Source organism: Burkholderia paludis (assembly GCF_000732615.1).
GTDB classification, from domain to species: domain Bacteria; phylum Pseudomonadota; class Gammaproteobacteria; order Burkholderiales; family Burkholderiaceae; genus Burkholderia; species Burkholderia paludis.
The window spans coordinates 81,210-95,416 of sequence record NZ_JPGL01000018.1 but is presented as its reverse complement, the minus strand read 5'-3'; the positions used below and the strand labels follow the sequence as shown (position 1 = coordinate 95,416).

Annotated in this window: 15 protein-coding genes; 5 read left to right on the top strand and 10 right to left on the bottom strand. The window is 69.3% G+C overall.

Translation table 11 applies throughout. The features are described from left to right. Positions 1 to 121 precede the first annotated feature (121 nt). Positions 122 to 688 carry a GNAT family N-acetyltransferase gene (locus tag GQ56_RS0113500; RefSeq protein ID WP_031399163.1) on the top strand — a complete coding sequence of 189 codons (567 nt, stop codon included), beginning with the start codon at positions 122 to 124 and terminating at the stop codon, positions 686 to 688. A 28-nt stretch (positions 689 to 716) separates the two neighbouring features. Here the strand turns inward: GQ56_RS0113500 and GQ56_RS0113495 are convergent, their stop codons facing one another. From GQ56_RS0113495 to GQ56_RS0113480, 4 genes are all read right to left on the bottom strand, one after another. Further along, complete coding sequence (locus tag GQ56_RS0113495) at positions 717 to 1,103, bottom strand: VOC family protein (protein ID WP_031399162.1); 387 nt, start codon at positions 1,101 to 1,103, stop codon at positions 717 to 719. A gap of 261 nt (positions 1,104 to 1,364) precedes the next feature. Beyond that, positions 1,365 to 2,129: a hypothetical protein gene (locus GQ56_RS0113490; RefSeq protein ID WP_031399161.1), complete on the bottom strand. Its 765-nt coding sequence runs from the start codon at positions 2,127 to 2,129 to the stop codon at positions 1,365 to 1,367. Between the two features lie 51 nt (positions 2,130 to 2,180). Then, positions 2,181 to 2,789 (bottom strand): acyl-homoserine-lactone synthase, encoded by a 609-nt coding sequence (locus GQ56_RS0113485; RefSeq protein WP_031399160.1) that lies wholly within the window; start codon positions 2,787 to 2,789, stop codon positions 2,181 to 2,183. Positions 2,790 to 3,000: 211 nt separating this feature from the next. Beyond that, the gene (locus tag GQ56_RS0113480; RefSeq protein WP_031399159.1) at positions 3,001 to 3,444 is read right to left on the bottom strand and encodes a DUF4902 domain-containing protein; all 444 of its coding nucleotides are present in this window, start codon (positions 3,442 to 3,444) and stop codon (positions 3,001 to 3,003) included. Between the two features lie 73 nt (positions 3,445 to 3,517). Between GQ56_RS0113480 and GQ56_RS0113475 the strand changes: the two genes are divergently transcribed. Continuing rightward, positions 3,518 to 4,237: an autoinducer binding domain-containing protein gene (locus GQ56_RS0113475; protein WP_031399158.1), complete on the top strand. Its 720-nt coding sequence runs from the start codon at positions 3,518 to 3,520 to the stop codon at positions 4,235 to 4,237. Between the two features lie 14 nt (positions 4,238 to 4,251). Here GQ56_RS0113475 and GQ56_RS0113470 read toward each other — a convergent pair whose 3' ends face one another. The 5 genes from GQ56_RS0113470 to GQ56_RS0113450 all read right to left on the bottom strand — a co-directional run bounded on the left by GQ56_RS0113470 (position 4,252) and on the right by GQ56_RS0113450 (position 10,129). Then, positions 4,252 to 4,959: an MgtC/SapB family protein gene (locus GQ56_RS0113470; protein ID WP_031399157.1), complete on the bottom strand. Its 708-nt coding sequence runs from the start codon at positions 4,957 to 4,959 to the stop codon at positions 4,252 to 4,254. 306 nt (positions 4,960 to 5,265) lie between these two features. Then, positions 5,266 to 6,807, bottom strand: coding sequence for a TolC family protein (locus GQ56_RS0113465; protein WP_031399156.1), 1,542 nt, complete (start codon positions 6,805 to 6,807; stop codon positions 5,266 to 5,268). Further along, on the bottom strand, positions 6,794 to 8,809 hold the full coding sequence (locus GQ56_RS0113460) for an FUSC family protein (protein WP_031399155.1): 2,016 nt from the start codon (positions 8,807 to 8,809) through the stop codon (positions 6,794 to 6,796). Before GQ56_RS0113460 ends, GQ56_RS0113465 begins: the two co-directional genes overlap by 14 nt. After that, positions 8,790 to 9,839: a multidrug transporter subunit MdtN gene (mdtN, locus tag GQ56_RS0113455; protein WP_031399154.1), complete on the bottom strand. Its 1,050-nt coding sequence runs from the start codon at positions 9,837 to 9,839 to the stop codon at positions 8,790 to 8,792. The genes GQ56_RS0113460 and mdtN overlap by 20 nt, the downstream gene beginning before the upstream one ends. Continuing rightward, a complete protein-coding gene (locus tag GQ56_RS0113450; RefSeq protein WP_011547413.1) occupies positions 9,836 to 10,129 on the bottom strand; it encodes a hypothetical protein in 294 nt (97 codons plus the stop codon). Before GQ56_RS0113450 ends, mdtN begins: the two co-directional genes overlap by 4 nt. 649 nt (positions 10,130 to 10,778) lie before the next feature. Here GQ56_RS0113450 and GQ56_RS0113445 point away from each other — a divergent pair. Beyond that, positions 10,779 to 11,927, top strand: a complete 1,149-nt coding sequence (locus GQ56_RS0113445; protein ID WP_031399153.1) for a metallophosphoesterase — start codon at positions 10,779 to 10,781, stop codon at positions 11,925 to 11,927. Positions 11,928 to 12,019: 92 nt separating this feature from the next. On the opposite strand, the gene GQ56_RS0113440 is transcribed toward GQ56_RS0113445, so the two are convergent. Then, complete coding sequence (locus GQ56_RS0113440) at positions 12,020 to 12,607, bottom strand: malonic semialdehyde reductase (protein ID WP_031399152.1); 588 nt, start codon at positions 12,605 to 12,607, stop codon at positions 12,020 to 12,022. Positions 12,608 to 12,841: 234 nt separating this feature from the next. Between GQ56_RS0113440 and GQ56_RS0113435 the strand changes: the two genes are divergently transcribed. Continuing rightward, positions 12,842 to 13,447, top strand: a complete 606-nt coding sequence (locus GQ56_RS0113435; protein WP_031399151.1) for an alpha-ketoglutarate-dependent dioxygenase AlkB family protein — start codon at positions 12,842 to 12,844, stop codon at positions 13,445 to 13,447. 374 nt (positions 13,448 to 13,821) lie between these two features. Next, the gene (locus GQ56_RS0113430; protein WP_031399150.1) at positions 13,822 to 14,028 is read left to right on the top strand and encodes a hypothetical protein; all 207 of its coding nucleotides are present in this window, start codon (positions 13,822 to 13,824) and stop codon (positions 14,026 to 14,028) included. The last annotated feature ends 179 nt before the right edge of the window (positions 14,029 to 14,207 follow it).

The window sequence follows — 14,207 nt, the reverse complement described above, 5'->3', positions numbered from 1 at the left end:
TCGACTACTCCCCGATCGTCGCCGGCCGACACGACGATCGCGATTCCCCCTTCATCCACGCCGTCCTCGGGTTGGCGACGCTATCCGCGTCGCGTCGCCGTCCTCACGATCCGGACCATCCATGACCCCGCCAGCGACGATCGAAACCGAACGCCTGACGCTACGCCGCTGGCGGCCGACGGATGCGGACGCGCTGTCGGCGCTGCATGCGCATCCGGATGTGACCGCGTGGCTTGCGCGCGGCCCGATGGCTGTCGAGGAAGCGCGCGACCTCATCGGACGCTTCGACGCGCATTTCGATTTGCACGGTTTCGGTACGTGGGCGGTCGAGCGCCGCGCGGACGCGACGCTGATCGGGTTATGCGGACTGTCGCAGGAAGCGCGCGCCACGCATCCGATGGCGCCGTGCATCGAGATCGCGTGGCGGCAGGCCCGCCACGCATGGGGGCACGGCTACATGGCTGAAGCGGCCGCCGCGGCGTTGGTCGACGGATTCTCCCGGCTCGGGCGCCGCGAGATCTTCGCGTGGACGGCCGGCACCAACCTGCGATCGCAGCACTTGATGCAGCGGCTCGGCATGCAGCACCTGCCGGCGCGCGATTTCGACCATCCCGCGTTGCCGGCGGGGCATTCGTTGCGGCGGCACGTCGTGTACGTCGCGCGTCCGGACGGCAACGCCGCCGCGTAGAGGTTTGGCCGAGGGGCGAGGCCGCCCGTCAGCGCCACGCGGCGTTCTGCAGAACGATCCGGTAGCCGTCGGCATCCTCGAACGTCTGGCCCGATATCTCCCAGTACGGATTGAATGACGTCACGGGCATGAAGCCTTGTGCGGTCGCGCGCTCGCATGCGGCTTCCCATTCCGGACGATCGGGCAGGTAGAAGACGATCAGGTCCTCGGGTGTCGGGGAGGGTGCGATCGGATGGTTGGGGCAATGCGTGAATTCGAAGTGGTAGTCGAGCCCTTCGCGTCCGAGCATCACGCCGGCAAAGCCGTCGTGATCGTCGAAGCGGGCGAGAACCGACAGGCCGAAGGCGTCGCGATACATGCGCTCGGTCCTGGCGAGGTTGCCAACCGGGCGGGCAATGCGCAGATGGGCGTGCAAGATGGCCTCGGGGAAGCGTGGGGACCCGCTGATGATAATCCGTCCGATGCGGATCGTGGCGATGCCGGAATGCCCGGGACGCCAGCCGTTGGCGCGAAGCGGCCGTGGCCTCGCGGTTCGCGCAGGCAATAAAAAAGCCCGCTGCTTGAGCGGGCTGAATCCATGTTTGGAGACATGGAGGAGACAAGCGCTAATTTAAGGGAAAACCCGAAGGTTGGCAAGCCCTTGTTGCATCGATGCAACTCGCTGCCGTGGCTGCATTCAGGCGCCGCCGCTCCGCGCATGGGCCGCGAACGCGCCGAACCGTTCCTGCGCGACCGGCAACGCGTACTTGTCGCGCATCTCCGTCTCGATCCACGCACAGGCCTCGCGTGCGCAGTCGGTCAGCGCGTGCCGCGTCGCGTGCCCGTCGATGTCGTAGACGAAGCGCACGCCGACTTCGTCGTCGGCAACCTGTCGCTCGAGCTGGTTGAGCTGAAGTTGCGGCCCGTGCAGCTGCGACAGCGCGCGCAGCTCGTCGAAGTGATATTCGAGCCAGTCGGCAAAGAACAGGGCGTCGCTATGGCACGGCAGGCGGAACGCCGCGGTGCGCGACGGGCGCGGCCCGGCTTCGCCGGCCGTCGCATGCGGCTCGGTGTCGGGCGCGACGGACGCGTCGACGGGGGCGAGCGGGTGCTGAATCCGGCGATAGGGCTCATGGTCGCGCAGCGCGTGCCACAGTAACTCGTCGCCCGCGGCGCCGGACGGCTGCATCGTCAGGTCGTGACGGCCGTCGCCGGCCGGGGCGATGTCGCGGATCACGAGGCGCAGCGAGCAGAGCGGTTCGTCGGCAACCAGCAGGGTCGCCGCCCGCGGCAGCCCGCAAACCAGCGGCGCAGTGCCGGCGGCGCGAAACACCAGCCCGCGGCGGTCGAGCCGCACGAGCGGCAGCGGCCGGGGAAACGACGGGTAGGCGACTGCGATGCGGGCGCCGTTGGCGCTCGTCAGCCCGGGCATCATCGCGCGAAAGACCTGGGATTGGTCCACGTGGGTTCTCCTTCGTTACGATGCCGCCAGGACGGAAACGCGCGTTCCGGCTCAGGCGGCGATAGCTTGCCGGGCAACTTGCCCCGGCGTGATTCCTAGTGCTGCAAACGTTTGCGGATCGATGTCGATCCAGCACGCGACCACCAGACGCCCGTCCACCTGCCGGGGCGGGCCTGCGCGGTGCGCGTGTATGCCGATCCGGCGGAACAGCCGCTCCATGCTCGCGAACGTCACGCCGATCAGCTGCCGTGCGCCAAGCTGCGCCGCGCATTCGACGACGGCGGCGAGCATCGGGCGTACGGCCCACTCGGCATTGCCCGGCCCGCCTTCGTCGTCGGTCGCCGCGAACCGGGACAACTCCCAGACGGCGGCCGATTGCGGCAGCGGCATGTCCTCGGCGATCAGGTCGGCGAACAGCGACTCCAGCAGATACGGGCGCGTCGTCGGCAGCAGGCGCGCACATCCGCACATGTCGCCGCTGGCGTTCCGCGCGAACACGTACACGGTATCGTCGCGATCGAACTGGTCGCGCTCGAAACTTTCATTCGCCGACGGGAGCGCCCAACCAAGCTGCTCGATGAACACGCGGCGCCGGTAGCGCCCGAGATCCGCTGCAAGTTCGTGTGGTAACCGCCCTTCTTCGTGAACGAAGGTCCGCATGGTGTCCTCGGATCTGTGCTTTTGTATGCATGCATTACAGCGCGCAGCACGAGGGGGGTGTAACTGGTAACTCTTACAGGGTGGCGGCGGGGAGCGGGTATTCAGGACGCGGTAACGCTTTCTTGATCAACGGGATTGAAAAATGGGCCGCTTTTGCTTATAAAGAGCGCCAGCTTTGCGGAAATGATCTGATGAATAGCTCTGCCAGTTGTCACTGGAGCGTCGGACCGGCATGATAGGCGTCGTTGTGCCCGCGCAGGGCGGACGCGACCGCGGCGGGCCAGTCGATGCAGGCGAGTCGCGCGGCGAGCGCGGCGGCCGTGCGGAACATGCCGATGTCGGCGCCGGCGGCGTCGACGGCCATCACGTTGCTGCGGACGTCGCCGCCTGCGATCACGAACGTACCCGTCGCGCGTTCGAGATACCAGTCCCAGCCGACCGTCACGTAGGCGACGCCGGCACGGGCGGCGCGATGCCATTCGGTATAGCCGGCGATGCGCGCATCGATTGCGTTGTCGCGGAGTTCTGCAAGCAGCGAGGCGTCGAGGCCGCTCGCGACATGGTCGAGCGCAAGCGCGGCCAGTGCGCTTTCGGACAGGCGTACGTAGCCGTCCGGGGACGGGCCGGGGACCGGGTGCAGCAAAGGTGAAGTCATGCGCGGAATGTATCAGCCCCGAACGGGCGCTGAAACCTGACAAGTATGACAGCGTGACGTTGTCGGAGAAAGAATGGAACTGCGCTGGCAGGATGCCTATCAACAATTCAGCGCCGCGGAAGACGAGCAGCAGCTCTTCCAGCGGATTGCCGCCTATTCCAAACGGCTGGGATTCGAATACTGCTGTTACGGCATTCGGGTGCCGCTGCCCGTATCGAAGCCGGCGGTGGCGATCTTCGACACCTATCCGGACGGCTGGATGGCGCACTACCAGGCGAAGAACTACATCGAGATCGATTCGACGGTTCGCGACGGCACGCTCAGCCCCAACATGATCGTCTGGCCGGACGTCGACCGGATCGATCCCTGCCCGTTGTGGTCGGATGCGCGCGAATTCGGGCTGTCGGTGGGCGTCGCGCAATCGAGCTGGGCGGCCCGCGGTGCGTTCGGCCTGCTGAGCATCGCGCGCCATGCCGACCGGCTGACGCCGGCCGAGATCAACATGCTGACGCTGCAGACGAACTGGCTCGCGAACCTGTCGCATTCGCTGATGAGCCGCTTCATGGTGCCGAAGCTGTCGCCGGCGGCGGGCGTCACGCTGACCGCGCGCGAGCGCGAGGTGCTGTGCTGGACGGCCGAGGGCAAGACCGCGTGCGAGATCGGCCAGATCCTCAGCATCTCGGAGCGGACGGTCAACTTCCACGTCAACAACATCCTCGAGAAGCTGGGCGCGACGAACAAGGTCCAGGCGGTCGTGAAGGCCATCTCGGCCGGGCTGATCGAAACCCCCTGACAAAAGCGGGCCGCTCACTCCATCATCGGCTCCGCTTCCTTCGCGGTCCAGCTCACGCTGGAAATGCTCTTCTCCATGCTCATCCGGCTCGCGATCTGCTCGAGCTTCTGCTGATCCTTCGGATGCAGCTTCAGTGTCGCGGTGACCTTCAGCCGGTCCGGCTGGTCGGGCACGTCCTCGCTCGTGAGGCTCTGGAACGACAGCGGCTTCGCGTACATCGAGTTCGACAGCAGCGTGCGGATGTGCACTTCGTCGGAGGCCAGGCAGATCACGGTGATCTGGTATTCGCGCACGAGATCGGCGTTCGATACGGGCGTCGCGTTGATCGCCTGGCTGACGCCGCGCAGCACCGTATTGGTAAGCAGCACGACGCCCGTGCCGGCGAGCGCGGGCACGTAGTGGCCCGAGCCGGACAGCACGCCGACGGCGGCCGAGCACCACAGCGTCGCGGCCGTGTTGATGCCCTGGATCGAGCCCTTGTCGCGCATGATCACGCCGCCGCCGAGAAAGCCGACGCCCGACACGACGTACGCGGCGATCTGCGTGACGCCCGCCACGCCGTTGCCGGTGAGCACGCCGAGCGTGACGAACAGGCAGGCGCCGCTCGCGACGAGCGTGATCGTGCGCAGGCCGGCCGTGCGCTGCCGCATCTGGCGCTCGACGCCGATGGCGACGCCGCAGGCGAACGCGGTGAAAAGACGGAGTGCGAAATCGAAAGTCATGGTTGTCCTGCCGTGCAAGGTGCGCATGCCGGCTCGCGTCGCCGCGGCGCAAGGCCGCTGGCGACGCGAAGATAGCCGTCAACGCGCGGTACTGTACCGCGCGAATGCGTCATTCAGTGTGAAACGGTAGGCGTGCGGCTCGCGGAACGCGAGCCGGGGCAGGAGAACTGCGGCGGACAGGCGTTCAGGCGGCAAGCGGCGCACGCAACGGAGTGCTGCAACTGTCCACGATGTTTCCTGAAGGAAGAATGGGCGGCATTCTAGTGGGCGGCAAGCGCTTGCGTCAACCGTCTCGCGGCCGCCGCGCTACTGCGCCGAGCCGATCGTCCCCGTCGCGAGCGCGAGCGCGGCGGCGGCCGACAGCGCGCCGGCATAGCTGTCGACCTCGGCGTTGCGCGCCGCCAGCAACTGGCTTTGCGCGATCGTCGCGTCGGTGACCGAGCCGACGCCGTTCCGGTACGCGGTCAGCGCGGCGTCGTAGCTCGTCTGCGCGGCATCGACGAGCGCCTGCGCGGCGTCGTGCGACGCGAGGCTCGTCTGCACCGCGTTCTGCGCCGCAACCACCTGGCGGACGGCTTCCTCCTTGGTCCGCGTGAGGCGCGCGGAGGCGCTCTCCGCATCGTTGCGCGCCTGCATCAGCACGGCCGAGCGCAGGCCGCCGTCGTACAGCGGAATCGTCACGCCGAGGAACACGCCGCCGCCGTAGCGGCTGCCGTTCAGGTTGACGGTCGGAGACTGGTCGCCGATCGCGGGCAGCGCGGAGATGGACGTGCCGCCGCTCGCGTACGAGGTCGACGCGGACAGGAAGATCTTCGGCATGAACGCGGCCTCCGCGGCCTTGATCTTCGCGCGATTGGCCTTCTCGATCGCGAACGCGCCCTGCAGGTCGGGGCGGCGCGCGATCGCGTCCGACACGATCGCGTCGACCGACGTGCCGAGCGCGGCGGGCAGCGGCCGCTTCGGCAGCGCGGCGATCGTCGGCTTCGACAGCGGCGAGATGCCGAGCGCGGAGACGAGGGCGAGGTAGCCGTCGCTTTCCGCGCCGTTCGCCTGCACGAGCGCGAGGTTCGCCTGCGCGCGGTTCTGCGTTGCCTGCGCAAGCTCGACGACCGTGCCGACGCCGTGCCGGAGTCGCGCGCGCGATGCCGCGAGGATCGCGTCCGCGTTCGCGAGGCCCTGTCGTGCGCTGAGCGCGCGCGAGCGTGCGGCTTCGTAGCGGTAATACGCGACGGTCACGTCGTGGATCACCTGCTGGTGCACGGCCGTGAACGCGACGTTCGACGCGATCGAGGCCTGTTCGGCCGCTTCGACGCGCGCCGCGCGGCCGCCGAAATCGAACAGCAGCCATTGCAGCGACAGCGCCGAAATGGTGCCGTGCACGGTGGTGTCGCTCGACGCATCGCCGAGGACCGTCGACGTCGAGCCGTGGTTCGCCTGGTACGCGCCCATGGCCGTCGCGGACAGCCGCGGCAGGTAGGCGGCCTTGGCCAGGCCGACCGTGAGCGCCGCGTTGCGCGCGTCGTTCCAGGCGATGCGAGTCAGCGGGTTCGCCGATTCGGCGAGATCGATCAGCTCGGGCAGCGTGTACGCATGCGCGGCGTCGAGCGCGGCCGGCGGCGATACCGATGCGAGCGCGGGCGACGCGGGCAGCGTGTAGTCGCGCGCGCCTTGCGCGGATGCGCGCGGCGGGCCCGGCACGATGTCGCCCGCGGCCGACGTCTGCGGCTGCCACGGGCGGTCGGGCGCCTCCGGCGCCAGATCGATCGACGACGTCGCGCAGCCGGCCAGCGCGACGGCGGTCGCGAGGGCGGCGGCGATCGAGGCGGCCGGCGGTTCAGGTACGCGCATGGGGGGCAGGCTCCTTCGGTGTGGCTTGATGCGCGGCGTCGGCGATGTGTGCGAGCCGCGTGTCGATCAGGTTCAGCAGCGCGTCGCGTGCGGGGTCCGTCGGGGTTGCGCCCGGCGGCGGCACCGGCGGCGCGGGGGAGTCCGTGCGGGGTGCGGTTTCGTCGTCGCGCGGTTCGGTCACGCGTGCGAGCTGCGCACCGATCGACGTGTCGCCGGGGGTGCGTTCGGCGAGCAGGAACAGCGGGCCTTCGAGTGCGCCGAGCTCGGCGAGCGCGCGTCGCCGCGCGGCGAGCCAGGCGGCGGCCGGCCGCACCCATGACGGTTCGTAGTGGACCAGCCCCAGCTCCTGCGCGATCGCACCGTGGCGCGCGAACGCCTCGGCCGCGAGCGCGCGCCGCTCGGCCGGCTGCGCGACCTGCACGAGCCGCCGCCACTGGTCGATCAGCGCCGTCAGCCCGACGTCGATCTGCTTGCCGACGCTGACGGGCCAGATGCGCGTGAACACGAGATACACGACGACGTTGCCGAGCAGGATGCCGATCGTACGGTCGCGCGCGATCGTCAGGTCGAAGCCGGGGCCCGCGCCCTGGATCACGCACAGGAAAAACGCGAACGCGACCTGGAAGCCCGCATAGGCGATGCGCGGCGAGCCGAACGCGACCCACGCGGCGAGCCACGCGCCGGCGAACACCAGCGCCATCAGGTGGCCGACCGACGACAGCGACGGCACGACGAACACGAGCGCCGCGGTGCCGAGCAGCGCGCCGACGATGCAGCCGACGATCCGCAGCGTGAGCTTCTCGACCGTCTCGGCGGTCGAGCCGAGCGACACGATGTAGCAGGTGACGACGCACGTATGGATGCCCGACCAGTCGAGCTGCGAGTACAGCAGGTAGCAGAAGATCGCCGCGGCGGTCGTCTTCAGCGCGTAACGGACGTGGTCGGGATTGGTGCGCGCGTCCGGCAGGAAGAAGCCGCCGCGCGGCGCGGGGGCGGCGGCCGGCGCCGGGGATGCGCCGCCGGGCGTTGCGGCCGGCTCCGCGAAGCGCGTGATCGCTGCGTCGAGATTCGTCGCGGCCACGCGTGCGAGCGGCGGCAGCGCGTCGGCCGGCGGCAGCGCGAGCGTCACGTCGACCGGGTAGCCGCCCCGGTCGAGGATGCCGGCCATTTCGTCGAGCGTCGCGGCGATCGGCGCGGCGTACGCGTCGGGCAGCCGCGCGTCCGGTTCGCGATCGGCCAGCGCGACGCCGACGAGCAGCGCGGTGCTCGACGCAACGGCCTGCCGCAGGGCCGCGAAGTCGGCGGCGGACGACGTGCCTTCGAGTTTCGACAGCTTGAGCCACGTGAGCAACTGCTTGTCGCCCTCGCGCAGGCAGGTGTCGAACGCGTCGCGCGCCGTGTCGTCGCCACGCAGCCGCCGTGCGGCGAGCCGCAACCGCTTCGCCAGCTGCGCATGCACGAGCTTGCGCGGCGACGGCGCGATCAGCAGGTTGACGACGATCGCGACGCCGACCGGAATCGCGATCGTCAGCCAGATGTACAGCAGCGCGCGCGTCGCGGCCTCGCCGAACGGCGCGAGGCCGAGCTGGTCGAGCCCGAAGCCGATGATCATCGCGAGGATCGCGCCGACCGGGCGCAGCTTGCTGGCCGAAGTCAGGTAGAGGAGGCCGACCGACAGCACGGCCATGCACGCGACCCGCAGGATCGAATAGTCGATGCTGAAGATCGCGATGCCGAGCACGAGCCCGATCACGATCGTGACGAGCAGCAGCAGCGCGGCCGCGAGCACGATGCTCGTCACGCGGTCGGCGCGGATCAGGAAGAACACGACGTACGCGGACAACGCGGCTTCCGGCGTGCCGTACGCGCTCGTGACGAGCGCGGTGAACGCGCAGATCAGCGCGACCCGGACGGCGGTCGTCGCACGCCCCGGGAACGGCGCGAGCAGCCGCAGGATTTCGCGCGGGCCCGGCGCGCGAACCTCAGCGGCAGGCAGTGCCATGCCGGACCTCGACGATCGCGCTGGCGCCGACGCGCACGAGCTTGCCGTCGGGTTCGTCGAGCTTCACGCGCACGGGAAAGCGCTGCGCGACGTGCACCCAGTTCACCGAGCGCTGCACGATCGGCAGCGTGCGCGGCAGGTTGATGCGGTCGCTGTCCGCGATGCCCGCGCCGATGCCGACGACCTTGCCCGTCATCGGGCGGCTGCGGTCGATCATCGAATACACGGTCGCGCAGTCGCCGACCTCGATGCGATTCAGCGACGTCTCGCGGAAGTTGCCGACGGCGAACCATTCGCTCGCGTCGATCAGCGTGAAGATCGACTGATTCGGCGCAAGGGTTTCGCCGGCGAGCACGGTGAGGCCCGTCACGAGGCCGTCGTGCGGCGCGCGCACGACCGTATCGTCGAGCGCATGCTGCGCCCGGGCCAGCGCGGCCTCGCGCGCATGCAGCGTCGCGATCGCATCGGCCTCGTCGCCGATCGTCTGCGCGGTTGCGCGCTGCTGCTCCCGAGCCTGTGCGAGCGACACGGCCGCATCGCGCTGGCGGACCTTCGCCTGGTCGAACTGTTGCGCGCTGACGTAGCCCTGCGCGGCGAGCGGCGCGAGCCGGTTCACGTCGCGCATCGCGAGATCGGCGTTCTGCGTCGCGCGCTTGACCTGCTCGACGGCGACGGCCGCGTTCGAGCGTTCGCCGATCAGCGAACGGCGCCGCGTGTCGAGCGACGCGCGCGCCAGCTCGAGGTCGGCCTGTGCCTGCGCAACCGTCAGCCGGTATGGCACGGGGTCGATTTCATACAGCAGGTCGCCTTTCGCGACGCGCTGGTTTTCATACACCGCGAGCCGCACGATGCGACCGCCGACGGGCGACGCGACGTGGACGACGTCGGCGTCGATCGATGCGTCGTCGGTGGACGGGTAGGCCGTCGTGCGGAGGTAGGCGTAGGCGAGCGCCGCGATGCCGAGCGCGACGATCGCCAGCGCGATCACGCGGCCTTTCACGGAGGGGCGGGCGATGCCGGCGGCCTTCATGCGAACGGCCCCGTGCCCGTGAGCCAGACGATCACGGCGACCACCAGCCCGATCGCCGTGCAGACGGCGAGCTGGTAAGGCACCGTGGCAGCCCAGCCGGTCGCGACGAAGACGCGGTGCGCGACGATCGCGCCGACGACGCCGACGATCGCACTGACGAGCCAAAGCGGGAAATATGCGCCGAACAGGACGTACGACGGTGCGCCGCGCGATGCGCAGCCCGCGAGCGGCAGGGCTGGCGCCAGGACGGCGGCGACGCGCAGGGGCGCGCGCGGCGTTGTTTTTCTCATGGTGTGACGAGCTCGACGATGAGGGTGGATGCCGGGCGCGGCGCAATGCGGTTCGTCGCCGCGACGACGATTCCGCGATACGGACCCGATCATAAATCAGCACGATACGGATCGCCAGCCGTCCGCCCCGCGCGCCGCGCGGGGCGTTGCCGGGCGGGCGCGTCCGCGTGCATGGCCCCGCGTTTCGGCGGCGGCGGCAGGATCGGCGCGATTCTGCCAGTGCGTGCTCGTGGCGAATAGTCAGGCAATTGTAAATAATAGTCAGGCGAACGACGGGTGGCGGAATTTGTGATTCATATCGGGAGGAATTGGGTGGAGTGGTGATGAATTACCTCTCGAATGTGCGTGAATCGGAGCGGATCGGCAGGACGCGCCGGACGAGTCCTGCGCAGTCTGCGTTGCAGGTCGACAGCCGCGTGCGTCGGTCGGGAGGGCGCATCGATCGCGCCGGCGTCGGGTCGGCCGGCGAGGTCGCGACGAACGGCGTCGGAGCAGGAGCCCGGGAGGACCCGGCCGCGTCCGGTCGTCGCGACCGCGATCTGTGTACCATCGTCCGTACGGCGCGACGCGCGGCACGGGGCCTCACGGCGTCGTGCGACGTGCGTCGCGGAAGCGACAAGGCGGTATCGCAACGAAGGGTGAGCGTTCCATGCGAAGTTTCTTTGTCCGGTTCATTGCAATCGGCGTGCTGTTCCATCTGTATGTCGGGATACGGATCATTCCCGACGCATTCGCGTCGCCGGTCGCGCGCACGATCGCGGCGCTCGTGCTGGCGAGCTTCGTCGTGCTGATTCCGGTCGGCATGTTCTCGCGCCGCTTCGACGAAGGCTGGGGCGCGACGCTGGCCGGCTGGGCCGGCTCGCTCGTGATGGGTTTCTTCTCTTCGCTGCTCCTGCTGACGCTGCTGCGCGAAGTCGTGCTGCTCGGCGTATCCGCATGGCGGCATGCCGGACACGACGGCGCGTGGAGCGGCGCCGCGGCCGACACGGCGCTCGGCGTGCTGGCGGGCGCGTTGCTCGTCACCGCGATCGGATTCGTCGGCGCGCGCCGCACGGCGGCGGTGAAGCGCGTGTCGATTCCGGTCGCGGAGCTGCCGGCCGCGCTCGACGGGCTGACGATCGTGCAACTGTCGGACATCCACGTCGGGCCGACGATCAAGCGGCCCTATGTCGAACGGATCGTGCGTGCGGTCAATGCGCTCGACGCCGACCTCGTCGTCGTGACGGGCGACGTGGTGGACGGCTCGGTCAAGCGCCTGCGCGAGCACACGGCGCCGCTCGGCCGCATGCGGTCGCGGCACGGCAGCTTCCTCGTGACCGGCAACCATGAGTATTACGCGGGCGCCCACGCCTGGATCGACGAATTCCGCCGCATCGGGCTGACGGTGCTGCTGAACGAACACGTGCTGATCGAGCACGACGGCGCGCACGCGGTGCTCGCGGGTGTGACCGACTTCACCGCGGGCGGGTTCGATCCCGCCCATCGCAGCGACCCCGAGCGGGCGCTGGCGGGCGCGCCGCACGACGTCGCCACGAAGATCCTGCTCGCGCACCAGCCGCGCAGCGCGGAAGCGGCGAACCGCGCAGGTTTTACCGTGCAGTTGTCGGGGCATACGCACGGCGGCCAGTTTCTGCCGTGGCCGCCGTTCGTGCGGCTGCAGCAGCCGGTGATCGGCGGGCTGAGCCGCTTCGGCCGTCTGTGGCTCTATACGAGCCGCGGGACCGGTTACTGGGGGCCGCCGAATCGTTTCGGCGTGCCGTCCGAGATCACCCTGATCCGGCTGACGCGCGGCGGGTAGCGCACGTTCGCCCGTTTGAAAAAATCATGCGCGGGGCCGGTGCCAGCCCGTTACCCGCGAGATCGGCGGGAATGTGTCCTGGCCGGCGGCCGTCACGCGATGCGGGCGATGTCGTCGAAGTCGAAGCGCGGGCTGCGCGGGAACAGGCCCGCCGGATCGCCGTAGCCGAGATTCACGAGGAAGTTGCTCCTGATCGCGGTGCCCGCGAAGAACGCGGCATCGACCTTTGCGCCGTCGAAGCCGGACATCGGGCCCGCGTCGAGGCCGAGCGCACGCGCGGCCAGGATCAGGTAGGCGCCCTGCAGCGACGAATTGCGGAACGCGGTGGCCTCGATCAGCGCATCGTTGCCGGCAAACCAGCTGCGTGCGTCGGCGTGCGGGAACAGGCGCGGCAGATGCTCGTGAAACGCCATGTCCATGCCGACGATCACGGTGACGGGCGCGGCCATCGTCTTCGCGAGATTGCCCTCGGACAGCGCGGGCTTCAGGCGCGCCTTCGCTTCGGGCGACTTGACGAACACGAAGCGCGCGGGGCTCGCGTTCGCCGACGTCGGGCCGAATTTCGCCAGGTCGACCAGCCGGTGCAGGAGAGCGTCGTCGACGGGCTTGTCCTGCCACGCGTTGTGCGTGCGCGCGGTGAGGAACAGTTGATCGAGGGCGGCGTCGGAGAGTGTCGTCATGATGGAATCCGGAAAGAAAGCGGCCGGATCGCGCCGGCCGGCATGGCGGAAGCACGCCGCGCGCCACGACGTGACGCGTGGCGATGCTCGCACGATGCGCGAGTGCGCGTCGCGGAGCGCCGGGCGCGGCGGTTTCCGGCGGGCGCGAATGATAGCGCATGGCGGCGCGCCGCGCCGTTGGCTAGTATGCAGGCATGTACTGCCGCGCAACGTTCATCCCCCGTTTCTTTCGCCATGTCGACGCCCGATCTCTTCGCTGACACGCCCGCGCCCGACGTGGACTGGTATCCGGACTGGCTCGCGCCGCCCGATGCCGATCGCGCGCTCGCCGCGCTGATCGACGAGGTCGCGTGGCGGCAGGACACGATCCGCACGCCGCGCGGACGCATTCCGTTGCCGAGGCTCACCGCATGGCAGGGCGAGCCGGACGCCGTGTACGTGTATTCGGGGATCCGCAACGTGCCGGCGCCGTGGACGCCGGCCGTGCTCGACCTGAAGCATGCGGTCGAGGCGACATGCGGCACGCATTTCAACAGCGTGCTGCTCAATCGCTACCGCAACGGGCAGGACAGCCTTGGCTGGCACGCGGACAACGAACCCGAACTGGGCGCCGCGCCGGTGATCGCATCGGTGAGCCTCGGCGCCACGCGCGTGTTCGATCTTCGTCATCGCGCGACCGGCGCCACGCAGGCGTATCGCCTCGCGCACGGCAGCCTGATCGTGATGCGCGGGCGCACGCAAACGGAATGGCAGCATCGCGTGCCGAAGGCGCCGGGCGTGCAGGGCGAGCGCGTGAACCTGACGTTCCGGCGCGTGATGCCGGCCGGTGTGGCCCGATAGCGACCCGCATCGTTGGCCGGATGCCCGGAGGCCGGGCAGTTTGGCCGCCCGGCAGTTCCGCGCGACGGTTGGTTCGCGCCCCGTTTTACGACACGAGACGGGCCGAGGCTGGCAAGCGGCCAAATGTGCGGCACGTTGCCGCACGCGCGCCGATCCTGATCTCCGGAAACGGCGCTGAGACTTGTCCCATATGGGTTTCAGGCAAATTCGATCGACCGCCCGGTTCCGATAGATGAGTGAAACCTCTGATGGTGCGTCGCAACAATCATTGACTAGACTGTCGAATGGCAGAAACGCGTCGTATCCCGGCGCGACCCTTTCGACATGCCTCAAGCGTTGCCGATGCGGCGCGCAAGGGGGCAGGAGCAAAACGCGTGACCGTACTCGACTCTTCCTTCGAACCCTCGCTGCACGTCTTTGAACAAGACGGTGGATGGCAATGGGCGCTGACGGTGAAGCGGGCGAGCGGCGTCGGCGTCAAAGTCGTTGCGTTCAGCCAGGAGGGCTTCCGTGGGGAAGCCGAGGCTTACGCCGCCGGCCAGCTTGCCCGTGCCGAATATGACGATGCCGTGACGGCCTGACGCCGTCGCGTCGATCGCGCCCGAGGATCGCCAGCAACGTTCGCCGCCCGCCGTCGCCGGGCGGCGCTTCGCAATCGCCGCCGGTTTTCCGTCTTCCAAGCTCACCCGCACGTCACGCAGCGCGCAACCGCGCATGCGGCGCGCTCGTGCGCCTGCGTGCCCGCGACGGTCGCGCCAAA